The organism is Paraburkholderia sp. SOS3 (assembly GCF_001922345.1).
Taxonomy (GTDB): domain Bacteria; phylum Pseudomonadota; class Gammaproteobacteria; order Burkholderiales; family Burkholderiaceae; genus Paraburkholderia.
Genome location: NZ_CP018812.1, coordinates 1165412 through 1187485, shown reverse-complemented (window position 1 = coordinate 1187485; position 22074 = coordinate 1165412). Strand labels below are relative to the sequence as shown.

Below are 22074 nucleotides of genomic sequence, written 5' to 3'. Positions count from 1 at the left end.
TATCATTGACCGCCACTCGTCCACTGTGCGCCATGACCCCCAACCGCCCTCGCCCGCCCGTCACCGATACGCACGCAACGCGCGAGCTGCTCAATCTCGCGCATCTGCTCGTGTTCGTTCGCGTCGCGCAGCTCGGCAGCGCGATGCGTGCGGCCGAGACGCTGTACCGCGCGCAGTCGGCCGTCACGCGCTCGATTCACGAACTCGAGGGTGCGCTCGGCGTGTCGCTGTTCGTGCGGCATCCGTCGGGCATGCTGCCCACACCGACCGGACGCACGGTGCTCGAGCGTGCCCAGCGTGTATTCGGCGAACTGGAAACGCTGGCCGCATGGTGCGCGACGCGTCAGCAGGACAGGCGCCTGAACGGGCCGCGCGGCGTGCCGTCGTCGCTGCTCAATACGCGGCGTCTGCAACTGCTCGTCGAACTCGCACGCCACCGGCATATGCCGAGCGCCGCACGCGCGCTCGGCATCAGCCAGCCCGCGGTCAGCAGCGCGATCCGTGTGCTCGAAACAGGCGCGGGCTTCGAACTGTTTCACCGCAGCGCGCGCGGCCTGCAGCCCACGCCCGATGGCGAAATCTTCGTGCTTCACGTACGTCGCGCATTAAACGAATTGCGCCATGTGCCCGATGACGTTGCGGCATTGCAGGGCACGATTCGCGGGCATGTGCTCGTCGGCGCGCTGCCGCTCGCGCGCACGCTGATCCTGCCCGCCGCGGTCGCTCATCTGAGCAAGGCCTATCCGGGCGTGCGCGTCATTACCGACGAAAGCGCCTATGAAACACTCGCCGTAGGCCTGCGTGCGGGCGACATCGACTTTATTCTCGGCGCGGTGCGCGAGCCCGATCCGGCAAGCGGCCTCGTCACGGAGGCGCTGATGTCCGAACCGATGGCAGTGCTGGCGCGGCCCGGTCATCCGCTCGCGAGCGTGCGCAATCTGAAGCTCGAACAGCTGACCGACATGCAATGGGTATTGCCGCGCAGCCATTCGCCGAGCCGCGCGATTCTCGACGCGCTGTTCGAGCGCAGCCGACTCGCGCCACCCGTACCCGCGGTCGAAACCGCCGATCTTGCGATGATCCGCGGCCTGTTGCTGCAATCGGATATGGTGGCCGCGCTGTCCGCGCACCAGATGCAGTACGAATGCGAACTGGGCCAGCTCGCGGTGCTCGACGTGCCGATGCCGGACACCGAGCGCGATATCGGCTTGACGATGCGTGCGTTCGCCGAACCGTCGCCGGCCGCGCGCAAGCTGATCGATGCGATTCGCGAGGTCGTTGCGCAATTCAATCCGCTTGCATCGAGGCGTGCGGTCGCCTAGCGCGCAAGCAGGTCCAGAAAGTCCCGCCAGACAAACGGCACGACGTCCTCGTAACGCGTGCCGCGCGTTTGCATGGCGTTCGCCACGCCGTCTTGCAGTTTCGCGCACGCCTCGCTCATTAGCGGGTCGAGTTCTGCGTCGCGCAGCGTCTGCGCGACTTCGCGCATTTCTTCCGCGCGCCGGCGCCCGTGTTCGGCAACCCGGCTGATCAGATAGCCGGGCACATCAGCATCGTTTTGCATCTTGCCGAAGGTCTCTTTCAGCGACGCCAGCACGATTTCCTCTGCGCCGTAATGCCGCGCCGCCGCGAGACACTCGACGGATAGCGCCTCGATGCCCTTGATCATCACGCTGCGGCACATCTTCGCGGCCGACGCGACGCCGACCTTCGCCGATACGGCTTGCGCATTGAAGCCGAGTGCCTGCAGTTGCGGCGCAAGCGCTTCGGCCGTCGTGCCGCCGAGCAGCATCGGCACTTTCAGTCCATACGGCGGCACTGGCGCCATCACCGCGGCTTCCACATAGCGTGCGCCCGCCGCTTCGATGCAGTGCTGCCCGTGCAGCTTCGTATGCGGGGATACCGAGTTGATGTCGAGATACGTCTGGTCCCGCGCGATGCGGCGGCTCACTGCTTCGGCTACTTCGATATCCGAAGCAGCCGTCACCGCGGACACTATCAATTGCACGCCGGCCAACGCCTGCGCCGGATCCGGCGCCGCGCGCACACCGGCTTTACGCGCCTTGTCGCGCATGGCCTCGGCATGCGGGTGGTCAGCGTCGAGCAGGCGGTCGTACATCGACACCTGCACGCCTTTGTTCGCGAGCGCCGCGCCGAGAATACCGCCCGCTTCACCAAAGCCGATGAACGCTACGCTTGCGATTGCCGTCATACTCGCTGCATCGTGCATCGAAGTGTCTCCTTCTTTCATGTCGGGCGAGCGCTTTAGCGTTCGCCCGTATCTCGAACGACAATGCGAGGCAACGTGGCTGCGTTAAAGGTCGTCGGCCGATTCGACGTAGACGAGGCCCTTGGCCGCGAGCTTGTCGCGCATACCGTAGTAGTCGAGGCCGAGCTGGCCCGTGGCGAGCACGCTGCGCGTCTTTTCCTCTTTCACGAGACGCGCCTTTGCCGCTTCGGCAACCGCGGCGACCGTCTCGAGCGGGACCACGACAATGCCGTCGTCGTCGGCCACGATCACGTCGCCGGGACGCACGAGTTGCTGCGCGCACACCACCGGCACGTTGACCGAGCCGATCGTTTCCTTCACCGTGCCCTGCGACGAGATCGCCTTCGACCAGACCGGGAAGTCCATCTCCTTCAGCGCACGCACGTCCCGGCAGCCCGCGTCGATAATCAGACCGCGCACGCCGCGTGCAGCGAGCGAGGTGGCGAGCAGTTCGCCGAAATAGCCGTCATCGCACGGGGACGTGGGCGCGACGACGAGCACATCGCCTTGCTGGCATTGCTCGACGGCCACGTGGATCATCCAGTTGTCGGCCGGCGGAATCAGTACCGTCACCGCGGAGCCTGCAATCGATGCGCCCGCATAGATGGGCCGCATATAAGTGGCGAGCAGCCCGAGACGGCTCTGCGCTTCATGAACGGTCGCGCTGCCGGCGTTCTTCAGCACTTCGACCGCGGCCGGATCAGCGCGCGAAATGCGCGTTACGACGACGCCGCGCTTCATGACAGATCTCCGACCACGCTCGGCGTGACGCGCTGATACCCTTCCGCGTATTCGATGTTGCGCTTCGCGGTGATGCCGATATTGCGCTTGGCCTGCACGCCGCGCTGCAGCGCGACGCGGGTGTAGTACTCCCACAGATGCTCCTGTCCTGCCATGCATTCGATTGCCTTGCGCTTTACGTCCCATACTTCAGTGATATCGAGGAACGTGTTCGGCGACCACTCGCACTGCTCGGTCTGGTGCGGCTCGAATGCGTAGACGGGGGGCGCGCCAACAATCTTCTGGCCCGGGTTGTGGCCTTCGGCCTGCGCAATGATGCGCGCTTCCTGAGCGACGTGCATCGCGAGCGGATGATCGAAGTTATACGGATCCTTGAGCGAATGGCTCAGCACGAAAGCCGGCTGAACGTCGCGATAGACGTCGACGAGGCGCAACAGCGCTTCGTCCGATACGCGCAACGGGTAGTCGCCGAGATCGAAGAATTCGACTTCCGCGCCCAGCACGTCGGCGGCAAGTTCCGCTTCCTCGCGGCGCGACGCCTTGACCTTGTCGAGCGTCATGCCTTCTTTTCGCCACAGCTTGGCGGACTCGCCGCGCTCGCCGAACGACAGGCACACTACCTTGACGCGATAACCGTTTTTCTTATGCAGCGCGATCGCACCGCCTGCCCGCCACACAAAGTCAGCGCTATGCGCGCTGACGACCAGCATCGATTTGTTCTCCGCCATCTGCAGCCCTGTCCGTTGATTTATTCGAAAAAGCGAGATCCAACGCTGACGATTCTAGGAGCCGCGCGCCGGCGAAGGGTACGCGAAGAACCCTCGTTGGCTATCTATTCTGTTTATTGAAACCGTCTTGAAGGCAAATCACGCATCGCTGCACGGCGCGTCTTGAGGACAGTATTCGTCGAACATCGCGGCACCGTGGTCCGATGCAAGATTGTCCGCCACGCGCGCGGCTACCGATGCGTTGGCAAATAGCGCGCTCGAAATCGGCACGCGCGAATGAGCGGGCGGCCCGACAAACCAGAGGTTGCCCGCGCCGGCCGCGCGGGTCGGCTCCGCGTTCAATCGCTGCGATAGCGCCACCGTCTCTTCGTGGCGCCCGCCGCGCGCTTCGATTTCCATTTCACCTGCCTCGTTTTTCACGAGGCGTGGCGCATGAAATCCGGCGGTAACGACAATCGCATCGAATCGCTGAAAACCCTCGCCGAAATTCACGCACCATGGCACGGCCTTGTCGGGCGGAGCAACGACATCGAGCAGCTTGCCCTTGCAGACGGACAACAACCCGTCGTCTATCAGGCTGAGCAACTTCTTAGCGTTCGGCAACGCGAGCGCCGTAAGATACGGGTCGACGCGTTCGGCCATCGCAGGGTGCATTGCGCCGCGAAACGGAAACCGCGTTCCGGCGTAGATCGCATTGATCGTCTCTACGAGGTCGACCAGCAAGTCCTGCCATTGGCACTGGCCGCGTTCCGCGAGACGGATCTGGTCGCGCAACCGCTCGGCATAGGCGTGTGCCGTGCTGAACTGCTCGCGCCACGAAGGTCCGCCCAGGGTCGACATGTGGTACGCGAGATACTTCAGGTAGGCATGCCTCAAGCCCTTCGGATACGACGCGTCGCTGCCTGGCGTCCACCGCGTGAAAAGCGATTCGAGCCACGCGCGGTCGAGGCGAAACCGCGTGTTTCTGACGGACCGGCTGCGCACCGCAGGCAGCGCACCCGACGGCGAGACCATCGACACCTTGCAGTCCTGGCGGCACAGCAGAATCGCCGCATCGACGGCCGACAGTTTGCTGCCGATCACCAGCACGCGCGATTGCCCCGGCACCCGGCGCAACATGTCGGCTTCCGGATACGGGCTGTCGATCAGACGCGGATGTCCGATGTACGGCTTCAGCGGACCGGGAATGCGGGGCGCGCCAAAGCCCGTGCAGAAAACGACGTCGGTCGCGACGAGCGAATACGACGCATCGCCGCTCTCGAGCTTCAGTTCGTGGCCGCCTGCATCGAGAACACGCACGGAACGAAAACGATACGGCAGGTGAACGAGTTTGATGCCGCGTCGGCGCGCGATATCGCCGAAGTGGCGGAAACGTTCCGCGAGATAGGCGCCGACCGACGAGCGCGGCACGAACGCTTCCGGATCGATCGATCGCCCGGTTTGACGCAGATACAGCAGAAAGTCCTGCGGGGCATCGGCGATGACCGACATGATTTCCGCCGACGTATTGCATAACAGGTCATCGTCAAGGCTTCCGAAAACCATGCCGGGGCCGATCTCGCCGGGCGCTATTACGTAAATCGTCTTCGCCGCGCGCCGTTTGACCAGCGCAATGAACGTTGCCACGCATGCGGCGCCGCCGCCAACCAGAGCCACACTATTTTCGTCCCGCTTCATCGTATCGAAGTCCTGTTTTACCGATCACCGGCCTGCTGCCATCGTTTCCGTGCTTCCTGCTTTCATGCAGGACGAACGATATCCGGCGCTCGGTACCGCATCTTGAAGAATCCTGCAGCCGCGCAGCGGTGCCACCGGGCGCCACGCCCGGTTGCAAGATTCTTCAAGACCAAGCGCTGCGCAGCCCGGTAAGCTGAGAAAGCGACGCGTGGTGCAGGAAGGGGGTGCAGGAATCGCCCGGCGCCGCGGTCACGCGCCGGTATGCCCCAAACGGCGCACGTTCGCTCCGGAAAACGTCGCTGCGTCAGCGCGCCGGGCAAAAACGGCAAATATTCGGTATGGTCTTGCTTTGCGGACCCTCGCTTTGCGTCGGGGGGCGCATCGAGAATCTGATTTCGAGGCACAGATGTCGCACGACAGCAGCGTCAAGGTTTGGCGGATGACGGATCTGCATGACGCGGAGATGCTCAAGGGTACTTATGTTCGCCACACGTATCCGTGGCACTCTCATGAGGAAATCAGCCTCGGTCTGGTGCTGGAAGGCGCGATCGACCTGCGCACTCGCTCGCGTCAGGGCATCGCCAAAGCAGGCTCTTTCACGCTGATCAACGCGGAGGAAGCGCACTGCGGCACACCGGTAACCGGCGCAGGCTGGCGCTGCAGAACCATCCACCTTTCTGCGCACATGGTGCAAAGCACCGCCGAGGATTTGCGGAGATACTCGCCGGCATCGAGCGTCGCATTTCTTGGACCGACGTTCGACGATCCCGCCGCCGCCGGCGAGCTGCTGGAATTGCACAGACGCTCCGAGCACGATGCGTCCTCACTCGAACGTCAATCGTGGCTGGTCACGCTGATCGCGAGACTACTGCTGCAGCATTCGGAAACCGCGGTCACGCTGCCCGCGCGCGAACGCGAACCGCGTGCCGTCGAACTCGCGCGCGGCTATCTGATCGAAAATCTCGATGACAAGGTTACGCTGGACGCATTGGCCGCTACATCGGGCGTGCCGCCGTTCCGGCTTCTGCGTGCGTTTCAGCAGTCGGTCGGACTTACGCCGCATGCTTATCAAACGCAGTCGCGCATCCGTGCGGCGTGCCGGCTGTTGCGCTCGCAGCATCCGCTTGCCGACATCGCCATCGCGACCGGCTTTGCGGATCAGGCGCACCTGACCCGCACGTTCAAGGCAATTATGGGCGTGACGCCCGGTCAGTATCGCGACGCGTTTCAGGTTCCTGACTCTGACTGATGCCGCTCATGCGTGCGCGTGTCGACCGGTAACGCGCCGCCGCGCGCCGTCAGAAGCGCGCGCGCATCCCCATCATGCCGACAATCTGATTGCCGGTCGACGAAGCCCCGCCGGAGTTGTAGATGAACGCGCTGAAATTGTGGCCGCTGACGTGCTGATACACGCCTTCGAGATAGACATCGGTACGCTTGGAGAGGCTGTACACCGTTTGCAGACCGATCTGATTCCACTTCGGCGACGACCCGAACGTCGAGGTTTTCGTCACATGGCCGTTCGTGAAGACATATTCGGCACCGAACGTTAGTTGCGGCAACACCTGGTACTTGCCATTCAGTTCGTAGTTGTCGAAGCGTACGGTTCCATTCTGCGAACCGAATGACGTCGAGCCCTGGAACTGCGTGTGCGTATAGACGAAGCCGAGCGTCGCCTTGCCGATCTCGTAGCTCACGCCTGCGCCGGCGATCCGCTGCACATCCGCGCCGAGCACGAAGCCAGCAGTGTTATTCGCCTGCGTTTCGTTGACATCGAGCGCGCCGGGGCTATTGATCGTGGTGTTCTTCGTGCCGTTCAGTTGAAAGTAAGCGATGCCGGCGTTTAGCGGACCCTTGCTGTATGCCAGGCCGGCGCTGTAAGCACGATTCACTGCAAAGTCCGTGCTATTGGAGAACGCGTACTGCGCTTCGAACTTCAAACCGGAATAAACAAGGCTCGTATACTTCACTGTGTTGCTCAAACGATATGAGTGAATCATGTCGTCGTTGTCGAACGGGTGAGCGAACGCGGTATCGCCGAAGTTGATCGAGGTGGCCGAAAGCGGAATCAGCGTATCGGTCAGCGCGTCGTATTGACGGCCGAGCGTAACGGTACCGTATTTCGTGCTGTTCAGCCCGACGAATGCCTGACGACCGAACAATCGCCCATCCTGAGCCGACTTGCCGTTGTTAATGTTGAATCCGCCTTCGAGCACGAAAATCGCACCAAGGCCGCCGCCAAGATCTTCTTTACCTCGCAAACCAAAGCGGCTGCCATTCACATTGCCGGTGGTCTGTCGAAACAGCGATCCGCCCTTGCCCACGTTATTCGTGTATTGGAGGCCTGCGTCCAGCAGGCCATACAGCGTCACAGAACTTTGCGCGTGCGCGAACTGGGCGGCGCACATACCTGAACAGGCAATAAAATACAGACCCCGCTTCATCTCTCTCCTCTCATGTAATAGAAGGTCGAAAACCGGTTCGGTTGAGCCGGCTTATCACGACATTGGGCTGTAATTTATCTTTCGCGCCTGCGCCGGCGCTACACAGATGCCCTTTTTTGTTGAAAAAGCATCCCTAAAGACTGTATGTAGTTAGTTTCCCGAACTACATTGGACACGATTTCATAACATTGTTTTCGCAATGTTATGAATACCAGACACGACAGACTGGATTTTCCGTACCGATATAGCCCGGGCGCGCTCATGAACGGTGATGCGCGGTTGCCGTGAAGGCGAAAACCGTGAGGTTGCCGCTCCGAATTCGTCAAGCTGCGTCACGCGGGCCGTTGAAAGAAAGCGCGATGACGAAGGCAGGTCTGCGCGTCGATCAGCTGCGTGGCTTGAGCCGCACCGGCATGGTGTTCGGCACCATCGTGAATGCAGACACTTCCTCGATCTTCGCCGGGTCGATTGCGAGTTCGATTTCGAAGTGCCTCAACATCATCGACAGGACGAGCCTCATTTCGACCGCGGCGAGATAACGGCCCGGACATACCCGTGGGCCGGCGCCGAACGTCAGATACGCCTTCAGTTCGTGCGCGCCTTCCGATGGATCTCGCGGGTGCCTCCAGCGGTCGGGGTCGAACCTTTCCGGATGCGCGAAGTTCAGCGGGTCGAGCATGGCAGGACGCGTGAGAAACAGCATGCGTGTTCCAGTTGGTATGGCCACGCCGCCGATCTGCACGTCGCTTAGCGGCTCGAAAGTCTGTATCGCGGCGACGGGGCGCAATCTGAGCGCTTCGTTGCACACGGCCTCGCACAGGTCGAGATGCTTTAACGCGTCGTAGTCCGGACAGATTCCGGCTTCGCCGAACACCGCACGCGATTGTTCGAACAGCCGCTGTTGCAGGCGGTCGTCCGCCGCAACGTACATCAGTGCCCAGGCAATGGCATTGGCCGTCGTATCCTCTCCCGCGACGAGCAGCGTTAGAACATTCGCCGAGATCTGCTCGTCGGTTACCGTTGAATCGGGCTCGTTGCGCGCGGCGAGCATCGCTTCGAGCAGATTGCGCGGCGGCGCATCGGGAGACTCGTGCATGCGCTCGCGCGTGCGCTCGATCATCTGACGGATATAGCCGTGCACCTCCACCATGGCCCGCGCGAGTCGCCGGTCCTCGGGAAGCGTGAAATAGTGCCAGTAGGGAAAGAGCGCGGTGACGCGCCGCATGAGCGCGGGCGGAACCAGCGCCAGCTGCTCCTGGATGACGCCTCGCTCCCGTTCGAGCGTATGCGGGTCTTCACCGAAGGCGAGCGTACTCGTCACATCGACGGTGTAGCGCTTGAGCTCCTTCGTCATTTCGAGCGTTCTGCGCTCTTTCGCGGCGTCCTGAAGGCGAACGAGAAATCGGCCGGTAATAGCGGCCAGAGTAGGAAAGAAGCTCTTGACGTTGGGAAAGGAAAGCGCGCGCATCACGAGCCGGCGCTGCGGCTCCCATGCCGCGCCTTCCGCCGAAAATACGCCGTTCCCGCCCAGTTCCGCCATAACGGATTCCATCGGCGCAAATCGTCGATACAGATGCGGACGCTCGCGCATGACGGTCTGGAACAAATCGGCCTGAGTCCACACGGTGACCGGAATCGTGCCGAGTTGAACGCGGTATGGCGAACCGAATTGCCTCGCCCATTGCTCCAACGTCAGGTGCAGCTTCGCCGGCGCCATCTGGAAGAGATTGCCTAGAAGCGGTACGCCTCGCGGGCATGGCAGATCTGCAACGGTGCGAAGGGTCGGGGGCGCATCGAATTGAAGGTCGGCCATAGTTTCCTCCGCTTCGCATGCCGCCATACGAGGGAGACGGCCTTGAAAAATACTTTAGCCAATCGCGTCAGCGTTTTCCAAGCCTTGACCTGAGCGAAGCGCTTACTTGCCCCGCTGCGCATCGAAGGCCAGGTTTAACTATTGGCTCTCGCGATTTTTCGTTGCTTGTCGATCGCGCCTCGCCCGGAGACAGTAGCGTTCCTGATCGTGGAGAACGTGGGATGACTGATCGTCGCAGTTTTGCAAAAGCGGCTCTGGCTGTTTCAAGTATGTGTTCTTTCCTGATGTTTTGCCCGATGGCAAGGGCGCTTGCCCAAAACGACAAAGCCGCATCCGATGCGCTATCGACTGCCCTGCGGAACATCGAAGCCGAGCGCGGAGGCCGTCTGGGCGTAGCGGTACTCGACTCGCAGACCGGTAAAAGCGCGGGTTACCGAGCGGACGAGCGGTTTCCGATGTGCAGCACATTCAAGCTATTAGCCGCCGCCGCAGTGCTTTCCCGGATCGACCGCGGCGACGATCGATTGGACCGCCGCATTCGTTTCGCGGCGAGCGATGTGGTGGTGAATTCTCCGGTTACGCAGAACAGGTCGGCTCCGGAGAGCATGACACTCGCGGAAATATGCGAAGCCGCCATGACTTATAGCGACAACACGGCGGGCAATCTCATGCTGACAAGCATCGGCGGACCCAAAGCGCTCACCGCCTATGCGCGCTCGCTCGGCGATACGGTGACGCGTCTCGATCGGACCGAACCTGAACTGAACGAGGCGCTTCCCGATGATCCGCGCGATACGACGTCACCGGCCGCCATGCTGTCGAATCTCCGCGACCTCGTAACGGGCAATGCGCTACAGCGAGAGTCGCGAGACCGTCTAAGCGGATGGCTCATCGGCAATAAAACCGGCGGGTCGAGACTGCGCGCGGGACTGCCGCGCGAATGGCGAGTCGGGGATAAGACCGGCGCAGGCGAACGCGGAACGACAAACGACGTCGCAGTCGTCTGGCCGTCGGAAGGAAGCCGCCCGCTTTTCATATCGATCTATCTGACCGGCGATCGGATCGACGGAAAGCACCAGAATGCGACGATCGCTTCCGTCGGAGCGGCGCTTGCCCGATGGCGCGGCTAGTGGCTAGCTGTGGGCAGTAGCGCCGACCACGCTACCGTCACCGAAAACGCGCCAAGCACGATAGCCGCACTCCGCAGCACATATACCGGCTTAAACCATGCAAGTCGCCCCTTTCCCAACTGCGCGCCCACTGCCACCCATAACGAGCCGATCGGAAAAAGCAACGCAACGAACGCTCCCATCACTTCCAGGTAGCCCGCCACACTGGCAAACGCCGCCGCAGGAAACAGCGTTCCGCCAAACAGGATCGCCTTCGGATTCAATAGCGTCGCGACAAAAAGCGTCCGCATATCCACGGTTCTCCGCTGCCCGCCCGCGAGGTCGAGCGTCGCGCTCCACATGCGAATCGCAAGCCACGCGATATAGACCGCGCTTACAAGACGCGCTGCCCACTGCAACCAGGACACTGCTCGCGCGAGTTCGAGCAGAAACATGCCCCAGAACGAGATCGCGATCAGATATCCGCAACATTCGGCTACCGTCAACCTGAACGCACGGCGAAAGCCATGCTCGAGGCCCGCCGCCGCGAGTAGCGTGTTGGTCGGGCCAGGCATCACAAGCACAAGAAACACGGCACACAGGCAGGTGTACAGGCTGGATAGCGGAATCATGCTCTTTGAGTTTATCGTTCGCGTTGGTCTGAATGCTCTGCCAAGGGCATCGTGACTGCTCTGCAGTCGCACGCCGCCGCGAAGTATATATCGCGCGTTGGGCTTCTCCGCTTGCACGGTCTCTCAGGCAACACGCAAACAGCTACGGACGCAACGATCGAACGGCTCGAGCAGGAGCCCCGTCGACCATGCGTGCTTGATGCGGATCATCGAGTATCAGTCGAGACGAAACGCCGATCGCGCGCCACCCGACACGCACTCCCCCGTCAACGCATCCGTCTGACACACCACAACGTCGCCGCCATCACGCACACGCCGAGGATCTGGGTCGAACCAAGCGCGTGTCCATACACCATCCTATCCACCAGAATCGCGGTCAACGGATAAACGAATTGCAGCACCGCGATATTGCCGGTCTTCAATCGGCTCATGCCCGCATAGAGCACGACATAGGCAAGGCCCGTATGAATCACCCCGATACCCGCAAGCCATCCCCAGGTAGCGCCCCAATGCGGCAGACCATGCAGCATCGGCCACCAGCCTGTCGCCAACATGCCGATCAGACATTGCCACCATGCGAGCGCGAAAGAGCTGGCCTGCGTCGCCATCCTCGCGATCATCGTGACGCCCGCGTAAGCGACTGAGCCGACGAGGCACATCGCCACGCCGCTCCAATAGTCCGCCGATACGCCGCCATCCGGCTGATCGGAGCGATTCAACACGCCCGTCGCCAGCACGAGTCCGACGAGTGCGACGACCGTCGCAACCGCGCGTTGCGTCGAAATTCTTTCGCGCAACAGCCACGCGCCCATCGCGATGACCCAGAACGGCTGCACATGGAAAATCACGGTCGATACCGCAATCGACGTGCGCGGAATGGCCGCAAAAAAGAGCCCCCAGTTCACGACCATCAGCAGCCCCGCCCCTACGGCGCAGCCCAATGCGCGCCCGCTCAGCCGCAGCTCCGCAAGACGCCCTTGCGCAACGCCCCAAAGCGATAGCGCAAGGCAGCCGAAGAAGCATCGGAATAGAACGGTCGTGAACGGATCCTGCGCCGCCTCCTCGATAAAGATACCGATGGTGCCGAGCATGACACCGCCCAGCACCATCAAAACGGTACCGCCTCGCTCATGGCCGGCAGCGCGTTGCGCGCCGGTGCCTTGCTCCGTACTTATTACGCCGGACGTCGATGTTGATGTCGAAGTTTTCATGCAGCGCATTCTGTGCGCATTGACGACATCGCAAAAGCGAATTTATATTGGTTTAATCCTTCGAAAATCGAATAGACGCGATGTTACCCAAAGACCTCCAGACGGACTGGCTGCGCGCATTCGTGGCAGCCGTCGACACCGGCTCGCTCACTGCCGCCGCGCGGCTCGTCTACCGTTCTCAATCCGCGGTGAGCATGCAAATCAAGAAACTCGAAGAGGTGGTGGGCAAACCGCTGCTTTCCCGCGATTCGAAGCACGTGTCGCTGACGCCCGTCGGCGCGGATTTGCTCGTGTACGCACGCCGCATGCTCGAATTGCAAGCGGAAGCATTGGCCGCCATTCATGGCGCCCATATCACGGGCCGCATTCGCCTAGGCGTACCCGACGACTACGCGATGGCCTATTTGACGCCCGTGCTGCGTCAGTTTTCGACGCGCTATCCGAACATCGAGGTCACGCTCGTGTGCGAGCAGTCCACCGTACTGATCCCGAAGGTCGATCGCAGCGAACTCGAGCTCGCCGTCGTCACACGCGATCATCCCGAGCGCGGCACGCTGCTGTTCCGCGAAGGTCTGGTGTGGGTGGGCGATGAACAACACGAAGCGTGGCGTCGCGACCCGCTGCCGATTGCCGTGCACGAAGCCGGCAGTCTGCCGCGCGCCATTGCACTATCGGCGCTTGCTGCCCAGAAACGCAACTATCGCATCGTGTATCACAGCCCGAACGTCGCGGGCCAGCATGCGGCAGCCGCCAGCGGCATGGCAATCGCCGTGCTCACACGCTGCAGCGTGCCGCCCACGCTGAAGATTCTCGATGCGCGGCATGGCTTGCCCGATCTGCCCGAGCTCGATGTCGCGCTGGTACGGGGCAAGAAGTCAGTGCGCTCGCAAGCCGTCGATGCGATGCATGAGCAGATCGTGCTTGCGCTCGGCAAAGGCGCGCATTGAAGCGCACAGCGCGCCTAGCGCATTTAAAGCTGCCAGCCAAGCCCCAGGCTTTTCTGCAACGACACAAAATCCTTCAGCAATTCGGCTTGCCCCGCGACGACATTCTGCTGCGCGCTGAATTCCTGGCGCTGCGTGTCGAGCAGATCGATCAATGTCGATACACCCGCGGTATAGCGCTGCCGCATCAGTACCGCCGAGTGAGTGGCCGACGCTTCCACCTTCTGCAACGTGACGACATGCTCGCGTTGATGCCCATAGCGCGAAAGAGACGAATTCGCGTCCTGCAGCGCCTCGAGCACGGTCTTCGTATATTGGGCTTCGGCCTCGTCGCGCGATGCCTCGGCTGCATGCACACTGCCCAGCGTGCGGCCGAAATCGAATACATCCCATTGCAGATACGGTACGGCCACCCAGCTGAAATTGCTTTTGCGTATCAAATGGCCCGGGTCGCTGGCGCTAAAGCCGATATCGCCAAGCAGCGTGACCTTCGGAAAAAAATCGGCAATATGTTCGCCGATCTGCGCATTGCTCGACGCGAGCCGCCGCTCCGCAGCGCGAATATCGGGGCGTTGCTGCAACAGCGCCGACGGATCGCTGATCGCGACCGTCTCAGGCAATGCCGGCAGCGGCCGCGTGGCGCCGAGCTGTTCGTCGAGTGCGCCGGGCGCGCGGCCAGTCAGCACCGCGAGACGATCGAGCGAATCGGTCACTTGCGCGTCGAGCGGACTCAGCGTGGCGCGCGTGTTCTCGACCTGCGTCGTCAGACGTTCGACATCGACGTCCGCAGCCGTGCCGCGCGCACGGCGCTGCTGCGTGAGCGTCAAGATTTTCTGCTCGGTCTGCGCCTGACGCTGCGCGAGTTCAAGACGCGTCTGCTCGTCACGCAGTTCGATATAAGTGCGTGCGACCTCGGCCGCGAGCGACACCTGCGTATCGGCAAGATCGGCGTCGACGGCCTGCGCATTCGTCGATGCCGCTTCGATCGCGCGCCGCGTGCCGCCGAACAGATCGATTTCCCACGACGCGTCGAAGCCAGCCGTATAGAACTGCAACGGGCCCCGCCCCGACGACGATGAATTGCCATTGCCGCCGTTATTGCCATTCGTGAAGGCGCTCAGATCCGGCTCGCGCGTGCGCAGCGCGGCCGCATTCGCCGACAGTTTCGGCAACTCGTTGGCATGTTGCTGATCGAGCTGTGCACGCGATTCGCGTAAGCGCGCCTGCGCGATATGCACGTCCGGACTATGCGCAAAAGCGGCCGCGATGAGTTCGTTCAGCTGTGGATCGTCGAATGCGAGCCACCACTGGTTCGGAGGCGCGGAGGCGGCGGTCGTGCCGGAGTTCGGTGCACGCACGAACGTCTTGTTGCTCGTCGAATCTTGCGCGACGGCCGGCGCACCGCGATAGTCGGGGCCGACCGTGCAGCCTGACGATAAAAGCGCAAACAGAAGCACCGGCAAAAGCGCGGCGCGCGCGCGTACAGAACACGAAGGACGGTTGAACGTCATGATGGGATCAAAAGACATTAGTGCCCGGCCGATGAAGGCGGCGGCGCATTCCTGCGCGGCGTTTTCAACAGCAGCGCGAGCGGAATGCATGCAAGCAGCGCGATGCCGAGCAGATAGAAGGTTTCCGAATAAGTCATGACCGTAGCCTGCTGCTGGATCTGCGTCGCGAGTTGCCCGAGCGCGCGCATCCGCGAATACGCCATATCGCCCGTATGCGCGAACCAGCTGGCCGCATTAGTGGCGAGGTTTTCCTGGCCGATCAGCGAATTCGCGCTGACCGACTCGCGGATCATCGCGGTATGAAACGTCGTGCGCCGATCGATCACGGTGCCGATGATCGCAAGGCCGATCGACCCGCCGAGATTGCGCGCCATGTTGTACAAACCCGCGGCGTCACCCGAATCCTCACGCGAGACGGCCGCCATCGACGCCTGGTTGAGCGGCATCATCGCGAGCATCTGGGCGGTGCCGCGTATCAGTTGCGACCAGACGAAGTCGTGCCCGACACTCTGCGCGGTCAGATCGATATCGAGCAGGCAACTGGCCGCATAGAGCAGCAGCCCGGTAATCACGAGCAGGCGAAAGTCGAATTTCGCGAGCAGCCGCGGCAAGACCGGCATGATCATGAAAGCAGGCAAACCGGAAAGCAGCATGATCGCACCCGACTGCTCCGCGTTATATCCGGCCACGATGCCGAGAAACTGCGGCAGCAGATACGACACGCCATACAGCGCCGCGCCCACTGCCGATACGATCACAATCACGCTTGCGTAGTTCGGATTGCGCATCAGGCTCAAGCGCAGGATCGGCTTCTTCGCAGTCAACTGCGAGGCGCCGATCAAAAGCATGCCGAATACCGATACGCACGTCAGCGAGACGATTGTCGACGACTCGAACCAGCGCTCGCGCTGCCCCTCTTCGAGCACCACCGTCAGCGAACTGAGCCCGATCGCAAGACCGACGATGCCGAGCCAGTCTGCCTTCAGGAAAGCCTCCCAATGCGGCTTGTCCGATGGCAGACCGACCACGAGCAGCGTCATCAGCGCAAGGCAGATCGGCAGATTCATGAAGAAGCACCAGCTCCAGCTGATGTTTTCCGCGAGCCATCCGCCCACCACCGGCCCGAGCAGCGGCCCGAGCAACACGATCAAACCGAACATGGTCATGCCGACCGGCAACTGCGACATCGGCAACCGCGTGCGGATGATGGTCTGCGCGGTCGGAATCAGCGCGCCGCCGGTGAAGCCCTGCCCGATGCGGCCTGCGATCATCATCGGCAGCGTGTGCGACCAGCCGCACATCATCGAAAACGCGATGAAAAGCGCCGAATTCGTGAACAGGAAATTGCGTAGGCCGAATACGCGCGTGAGCCATGCGGCAAGCGGAATCATCACGATCTCCGACATCAGGTAGCCGGTCGAGATCCACGTGCCCTCGGTGCCCGTCGCGCCGATTTCGCCTTGAATTTGCGGCAGCGCCGAGTTCGTGATGGAAATATCGAGCGTGGCCATCAACGCGCCGAGCGCGCCCGCCGCGACGGCAATCCAGTCGCTCGCACTGGCGCGCGGTTCAGCGTGCGATGCGGTGGATGAATTAGCCACGATGGTTCTCTGCGTCGATACGTGCATCGCGGTCGCGCGCCGAACGCGTGTCGACGTCGACCGTCACCGAGAGCCCCGGCAACAGCACGCTGCGCGTTTCAGGGCCCGTCTCGAGACGAATCCGCACAGGCACGCGCTGCACGATCTTCGTGAAGTTGCCGGTCGCGTTTTCGGGCGGCAGCAACGCGAACTGCGAACCCGTGCCCGGCGAAAAACTGTCGATCACGCCGTGCAGATCGTGACCAGGCAATGCATCGACGCGCATATCGACCGGCTGGCCGACACGCATGCGGCCCACCTGCGTTTCCTTGAAATTGGCGATGAGATAGGTGTTTTGCACGGGCACGACCGTCAGCATCCGTGTGCCCGGCTGCACGTACTGGCCCACGCGCACCGTGCGGTCGCCGACCTTGCCGCCGAGCGCACTGCGCACCATCGTGTTGTCGAGATCGAGTTGCGATTGCGCCGCGCTCGCCTGTGCCGCTTCGAGTTGCGCGTTGGCCTGCGCGAGCTGCGCGGTGAGCGAAGCGATCTGCGAACGTGCCGCGTCCACGGCAGCCGCGTTCGCGGCCAGCGTGGCATTGGCCTGATCGCGACTGCTCGTCAGTTCCGAGAGCCGTTCGCTGGTTTCGGCGCCGGTTGCGATGAGCGGCGCGTAGCGCCGCACTTCATCGCTGGCATGCTGCGCGCTCACGCGCGAGACCTGCTGCTGTGCGAGCGCCTGCGCGATATTGGCCTGCTGCTGTTTGATGTCGGCCTGCGCGCGCGATGTCGGCGCGGCGCGCGTCGACCGTGGCGAGCGCCTGATCGAGCGCGACCCGGTACTGACGCGCATCGAGCTGCACGAGCGGATCGCCGGACTTGACCACCTGGTTGTCCCCGACGAATACCTTGGTGACGTAACCGGCCACCTTTGGCGCGACCGTCACGCTATCGGCCTGCAAATACGCGTCGTCCGTGCTTTCGATGAAGCGGCCCACGGTCCACCAGCGCACGAGCCAAAGCGCGCCGACGATCAGCGCGGCGGTGCCCAGCACGATCAGCACCGTACGCCGGCTGGGGCGTTTCGCGCCCGATGCGGGAGAAAGTTCGGCTGGTTCGCCCGGCAGAGGGCGGGAAGGAGAGCCTGCGGTCGTCGACATTGTTATGGTCCAATTTTTTCCAACTGGCATAATTATTCCAGTCGTTAAAATTGTGTCAAGTGTTATATTTCTCTGGAGCAACGGAGAGAAACGCATGAACCCCGCAAAGAAGCTGCGCAGATCGCCCGATGGCGGCTATGCGCGCGGCGACGAAACGCGCCACCGCATCATCGATGCCGCAGTCGAGCTGTTCGGCGAATACGGCTTCGATGGCGCGTCGACACGCGATATCGCGGCACGCGCCGGCGTCAACGCACCGGCGCTGCAGTACTACTTCGAGAACAAGGAAGGGGTGTATCGCGCATGCGTCGAAGCGCTGGCGGACGAAGCGTGGAAGACCTTCGGACCGGCAGTCGAACACGCGCAGCACGTGCTGCGCGAGAACGCCGACACGTCAGTGCTGATCGACGCGTTCCTGCGCATTCAGGAAGCGATCGCCGATGCCGCCTTTGCAAAAACGAGCAAACCGGGCCGGCGCATGTTCTTCGCACGCGAGCAGGCCGGCTACGAACCCGAAAGCGCGTCGGAAATCCTCGTTTGCAAAATACGCGAGCCGCTGAACCAGGCGTGCGCGGCGCTCATCGCGCGCATTTCCGGGCTTGCAGCCGACGATCCGACCACGCTGATCCGTAGCTTTAGCCTCAATGGGCAAATGGTGATTTTTCACGTTGCGCATCGCTCGACGCTCGCGATGCTGCGCTGGAAAAACATCGACGCGCAGAAGGCCCAGCTGCTGAAGTCGACCATACGCGAACAGACGCGCACGCTGCTCGAGCAGTGGAGCATCGAGCGGGACAAAACGCATCGGCCTGCGGCCGTCCACGCCACTGCCAGAACGAAGCCGCGCAAATAGCGAATACGCCCGACCGCATTCGCCGCGCCGAGTCCTCGAAGCGATGTCGGGGACCCGCCTGCATATTCGAGCAGCGCCATCGGAACCACCACAAACGGCGTATATTCAATGAAGTCGACATGCGCACGCACGCGCGCCGGCAATGACGTAATGCCAGGATCCCGTACTCCGACTGGACACAATCAGACGAATGCGCACGCAACGTTGGGAACAACCGATGCGTGATGAGCGTTATCTCATTGAAGGAGACGTGACATGAACCACTCGCTGAAACTCTGGCTGATTCTTCCCGCATCGGCATGGGCACTGGCGTTCGCTCTGGCCGGCTGCGCCGCCGGCGGCGGCACGCAGCAAGGCGCGCGCACGCATCTGAGCCCGGCACAATGCCGCGACCTGACCGCGCTTCGAAACAAGGAACCTCTGACACGCGAGCGCAACCTGAGCCAGCTGGCGGCCCTCGAAGCAGCGGGTTACAACCCGTCGTGGGGCTTCGATCCGTACTATCCGGCCGATCTTCAAGCCGCACAGAAGCGCGTTGACCAGTGGTATGCCGAAGATTGCCAGCAGGTACAGCCCAATTGAGGCACGCGTCGCCGTTCAATCGGCGGCAGCCTGGTTCGCTGTTTCCGCAACGCGCATGCGAGATCGGTTACGCGTTATGCATTCAACCGGTTCACGCGCAAATCGCCCCAGGCACGGCGCCGGCAAGCCAAGCCATTTGTCCGATCGCCGCACGGTCTGCCTTGCCCTGCTCGGTAAGCGGCACGCGCTGTGCCGCCAGCACCCGTACCGCGCGCGCGACATTCACGCCGCACGCCGCTGCGAGCTTGCGGGTACAGCGTGCGAAATCGATGTGCTTGCCCGGCCACGGCACAGCCACGGCATTCCACCCATACCCGCGCGCGACGTCTTCGGGCGCCGCTGCCACGGCCACCGCGTAGCGCACTTCGGGCAGCGCACATAACGGCGACTCGATTTGCACCGGGCAGATATCGGCGCCATCGACCGTCGCAACATCGGCCGCGCGGCCGAGCACATGCAAACAGCCCTTCTCGTCGACGAAGCCCACGTCGCCCGTCATGCACCATCCATCGTTGAACTTGTGCGCTTCCTCGACCGGCTGATGGTAATAGCCTTGCGCGACCGCGGCCGACTTCACTTCAATGCCGCCTGTCTGCCCAGCGTGCGCGAGCGTGCCGTCCGTGCGGCGAATACGCACCGTGACATCGGGCCGGATATGCCCCGCGGAATGGAGCAGGTGCGGATCCGACAGATAGTCCGACGGCGACAGCACACTCACGAGCCCCGCTTCGCTCGCGCCGTACGTATGGGTCAGCACCGGGCCGAACCGCGCAATCGCACGGCGCCGCAGAATGGCCGGCGCCGATCCGCCGATATGCGTGATCGAGCTCAACGAGGAGAGATCGCGCCGGCGCACGTCCGGGTGATCCATCGTATCGAACAGTTGCGGCTCGACGAGCAGCACGTCGGTAATGCGTTCGGCTTCGATCGTCGCCAGCGTGTCGGCCGCATCGTGGCGAGGCTTCAACACGACCGTCCCGCCGCCTGCCAAGGTGTTGTCGACGAGCACTTGCGACAGGTACGCGAGCGCGCCGTTGACGAGCTGCCGACGGTCCTCGCGACTCGGCGCGCCGACCAGCATCGAATAGGCAGCGAAGCTGCGCCGGCTCGCTTTCGGCACACCTGTCGAGCCGCCCGACGAAACAATGACCGCGAGATCGTCGGGTCTCGCGCAACAGCGCATCGGAAGCGCGGATTGCACACGCACCAGCCGATCGAAACGCGCAGCGACCGGACCCGCGTCGACATGCACGACGCGGGCGTCGACGCCCGCGGGCACGAGATGCGCCGTCTGCGCGAAAGCAACCAGCAGCGCAGGTTGAAGGCGAGCCACAAAAGCCGCACGATGATGAGCCGACGCGATGGCGGGCAGGAACATCGCTGCCGCGCCAAGCAGGTTCGCCGCATAGCGAATGGCGAGTGCATCGGGGCAGTTCGGCGCGAAGAGCGCGACGAGGGAGCCGCGCCCGATACCGAGCGTCGCAAGCGCCCGCGCATGACGATAGATCGAGGCGCTAAACGTACTACCGGTTACGTCTTCGTCGAGATAGCGCAGCACCGTGCCATCGGCACGTCTTTCCAACTGATCGAGCAGCACGTCGACATAGGGTCGAAACGCCGCTTTCTCCCTCCATTCCATGACCGCCCCTTCGTTACCGATCCGATGGAAGCAGTATGCCCGTGCAAAATGAGGACAAAATGAGCGGCAATTCTGACCCGTCTACTCAGCCTTCCCCTGTCGCGGCGCGCACGGGAATACCTTCGATCGGGCATTCCGGCGTACCCGGTGCGCTACGCGTCATTGCTTCGACCTTCTTGCGGGCCACGTCGGGATCGGCGATCCAGTCGCGATAGAACCCGAACGGGCATGCCGCCACGCCATGCATGCTCTCGCCCGAATTGATGAGGCCGGTGTAGCCGCGATGCAGCAGCTTGTACAAATGATTCTGCGACTGCATATTGCGCCGCGCGTCGCGAATCAGGCTCAACGACAATTCCGCGTATTGCACGCCCATTTCCTCCTCGCCGCATTCGCCGAGCGTGCGCCCGTCGAAACCGACGATTGCCGAATGCCCGAAATACGAATACACGCCATCCCAGCCCGTCGCATTGGCGACGGCGACGTAGGTGTTGTTCATCCAGGCCATCGTCTTCGACACCATCACCTGCTGCTCCTTCGCCGGGTACATGTACCCCTGGCAGCGTACGATCAGCTCGGCGCCCTGCATCGCGCAATCGCGCCAGATTTCCGGGTAGTTGCCGTCGTCGCAGATGATCAGGCTGATCTTCAGCCCTTTGGGCCCTTCCGACACATACGTGCGATCGCCCGGGTACCAGCCTTCGATAGGCGTCCACGGCATGATCTTGCGATACTTCTGCACGATCTCGCCATGATTGTCGATCAGCACGAGCGTGTTGTACGGCACCTTCTTCGGATGCTCTTCGTGACGTTCGCCGGTCAGCGAGAAGACGCCCCATACGTTGGCCTTGCGGCACGCCGCGCTGAACACGTCGGTTTCCGCGCCTGGAATCACCGCCGCGGTTTCCAACATTTCGTCGCGGTCGTACATGATGCCGTGCGTCGAATACTCGGGGAAAATCACCAGATCAAGCCCCGGCAAACCCTGCTTCATGCCCGTTACCATGTCCGCAATCTTGCGGGCGTTGTCGAGCACTTCGGCTTTCGTATGCAGACGCGGCATCTTGTAGTTGACTACGGCTACGCCCACGCTGTCCTTGCTGCTCGAAATGTCACCATGTCGCATCGCTGTTCCTCCAGTTTCGATTCAGGCTGACCGTTCGCCGCTCACGGTGCGG

Annotated in this window: 18 protein-coding genes and 2 pseudogenes; 6 read left to right on the top strand and 14 right to left on the bottom strand. The window is 62.4% G+C overall.

Annotation, left to right across the window (positions count from 1 at the left end; translation table 11 throughout):
* Positions 1 to 32 precede the first annotated feature (32 nt).
* Complete coding sequence (locus BTO02_RS25315) at positions 33 to 1322, top strand: LysR family transcriptional regulator (RefSeq protein ID WP_075159913.1); 1290 nt, start codon at positions 33 to 35, stop codon at positions 1320 to 1322.
* Here the strand turns inward: BTO02_RS25315 and BTO02_RS25310 are convergent.
* The 4 genes from BTO02_RS25310 to BTO02_RS25295 form a co-directional block, all read right to left on the bottom strand.
* Positions 1319 to 2230, bottom strand: coding sequence for an NAD(P)-dependent oxidoreductase (locus BTO02_RS25310; RefSeq protein ID WP_232243667.1), 912 nt, complete (start codon positions 2228 to 2230; stop codon positions 1319 to 1321). The genes BTO02_RS25315 and BTO02_RS25310 overlap by 4 nt on opposite strands.
* Positions 2231 to 2314: 84 nt before the next feature.
* Positions 2315 to 3010 carry a 4-carboxy-4-hydroxy-2-oxoadipate aldolase/oxaloacetate decarboxylase gene (locus BTO02_RS25305; RefSeq protein ID WP_075159912.1) on the bottom strand — a complete coding sequence of 232 codons (696 nt, stop codon included), beginning with the start codon at positions 3008 to 3010 and terminating at the stop codon, positions 2315 to 2317.
* Positions 3007 to 3738, bottom strand: a complete 732-nt coding sequence (locus BTO02_RS25300) for a PIG-L deacetylase family protein (RefSeq protein WP_075159911.1) — start codon at positions 3736 to 3738, stop codon at positions 3007 to 3009. Before BTO02_RS25300 ends, BTO02_RS25305 begins: the two co-directional genes overlap by 4 nt.
* A 138-nt stretch (positions 3739 to 3876) precedes the next feature.
* Positions 3877 to 5415 (bottom strand): FAD/NAD(P)-binding protein, encoded by a 1539-nt coding sequence (locus BTO02_RS25295; protein ID WP_075159910.1) that lies wholly within the window; start codon positions 5413 to 5415, stop codon positions 3877 to 3879.
* Between the two features lie 208 nt (positions 5416 to 5623).
* Here BTO02_RS25295 and BTO02_RS25290 point away from each other — a divergent pair, with 208 nt between their 5' ends.
* Complete coding sequence (locus tag BTO02_RS25290) at positions 5624 to 6664, top strand: AraC family transcriptional regulator (RefSeq protein WP_156883981.1); 1041 nt, start codon at positions 5624 to 5626, stop codon at positions 6662 to 6664.
* A 49-nt stretch (positions 6665 to 6713) separates the two neighbouring features.
* Here the strand turns inward: BTO02_RS25290 and BTO02_RS25285 are convergent, their stop codons facing one another.
* Positions 6714 to 7859, bottom strand: a complete 1146-nt coding sequence (locus tag BTO02_RS25285) for a porin (RefSeq protein ID WP_075159908.1) — start codon at positions 7857 to 7859, stop codon at positions 6714 to 6716.
* A gap of 385 nt (positions 7860 to 8244) precedes the next feature.
* Entirely contained in the window at positions 8245 to 9672 is a 1428-nt protein-coding gene (locus tag BTO02_RS25280) for a cytochrome P450 (protein WP_075161368.1), read from the bottom strand.
* A 221-nt stretch (positions 9673 to 9893) separates the two neighbouring features.
* Between BTO02_RS25280 and bla the strand changes: the two genes are divergently transcribed.
* Positions 9894 to 10802, top strand: coding sequence for a class A beta-lactamase (bla, locus tag BTO02_RS25275; RefSeq protein ID WP_075159907.1), 909 nt, complete (start codon positions 9894 to 9896; stop codon positions 10800 to 10802).
* Here bla and BTO02_RS25270 read toward each other — a convergent pair.
* Together BTO02_RS25270 and BTO02_RS25265 are read right to left on the bottom strand one after the other, a co-directional pair.
* Positions 10799 to 11413 (bottom strand): LysE family translocator, encoded by a 615-nt coding sequence (locus BTO02_RS25270; protein ID WP_075159906.1) that lies wholly within the window; start codon positions 11411 to 11413, stop codon positions 10799 to 10801. The two genes, bla and BTO02_RS25270, sit on opposite strands and share 4 nt — an antisense overlap.
* 266 nt (positions 11414 to 11679) lie before the next feature.
* On the bottom strand, positions 11680 to 12504 hold the full coding sequence (locus tag BTO02_RS25265) for a DMT family transporter (RefSeq protein WP_232243665.1): 825 nt from the start codon (positions 12502 to 12504) through the stop codon (positions 11680 to 11682).
* A gap of 200 nt (positions 12505 to 12704) precedes the next feature.
* On the opposite strand from BTO02_RS25265, the gene BTO02_RS25260 reads away from it, so the two are divergent.
* Entirely contained in the window at positions 12705 to 13571 is an 867-nt protein-coding gene (locus tag BTO02_RS25260; RefSeq protein WP_075159905.1) for a LysR family transcriptional regulator, read from the top strand.
* 23 nt (positions 13572 to 13594) lie between these two features.
* On the opposite strand, the gene BTO02_RS25255 is transcribed toward BTO02_RS25260, so the two are convergent.
* The 3 genes and pseudogenes from BTO02_RS25255 to BTO02_RS25245 all read right to left on the bottom strand — a co-directional run bounded on the left by BTO02_RS25255 (position 13595) and on the right by BTO02_RS25245 (position 17822).
* Entirely contained in the window at positions 13595 to 15079 is a 1485-nt protein-coding gene (locus tag BTO02_RS25255) for an efflux transporter outer membrane subunit (RefSeq protein ID WP_075161366.1), read from the bottom strand.
* Positions 15080 to 15096: 17 nt separating this feature from the next.
* Positions 15097 to 16707, bottom strand: a complete 1611-nt coding sequence (locus tag BTO02_RS25250) for an MDR family MFS transporter (protein ID WP_075159904.1) — start codon at positions 16705 to 16707, stop codon at positions 15097 to 15099.
* Positions 16673 to 17822: pseudogene (locus tag BTO02_RS25245) on the bottom strand (HlyD family secretion protein). Before BTO02_RS25245 ends, BTO02_RS25250 begins: the two are co-directional and overlap by 35 nt.
* Positions 17823 to 17916: 94 nt before the next feature.
* On the opposite strand from BTO02_RS25245, the gene BTO02_RS25240 reads away from it, so the two are divergent.
* On the top strand, positions 17917 to 18675 hold the full coding sequence (locus BTO02_RS25240; RefSeq protein ID WP_075159903.1) for a CerR family C-terminal domain-containing protein: 759 nt from the start codon (positions 17917 to 17919) through the stop codon (positions 18673 to 18675).
* 35 nt (positions 18676 to 18710) lie between these two features.
* Here BTO02_RS25240 and BTO02_RS35660 read toward each other — a convergent pair.
* A pseudogene (locus tag BTO02_RS35660) lies at positions 18711 to 18755 on the bottom strand (hypothetical protein); the annotation flags it as partial.
* 175 nt (positions 18756 to 18930) lie between these two features.
* Here BTO02_RS35660 and BTO02_RS25230 point away from each other — a divergent pair.
* Positions 18931 to 19257, top strand: coding sequence for a DUF4148 domain-containing protein (locus tag BTO02_RS25230; RefSeq protein ID WP_075159901.1), 327 nt, complete (start codon positions 18931 to 18933; stop codon positions 19255 to 19257).
* 91 nt (positions 19258 to 19348) lie between these two features.
* On the opposite strand, the gene BTO02_RS25225 is transcribed toward BTO02_RS25230, so the two are convergent.
* Both BTO02_RS25225 and BTO02_RS25220 read right to left on the bottom strand, forming a co-directional pair.
* Entirely contained in the window at positions 19349 to 20896 is a 1548-nt protein-coding gene (locus BTO02_RS25225; RefSeq protein WP_075159900.1) for a class I adenylate-forming enzyme family protein, read from the bottom strand.
* A gap of 85 nt (positions 20897 to 20981) precedes the next feature.
* Positions 20982 to 22022, bottom strand: a complete 1041-nt coding sequence (locus BTO02_RS25220; RefSeq protein ID WP_075159899.1) for an aliphatic amidase — start codon at positions 22020 to 22022, stop codon at positions 20982 to 20984.
* Between the last annotated feature and the right edge of the window lie 52 nt (positions 22023 to 22074).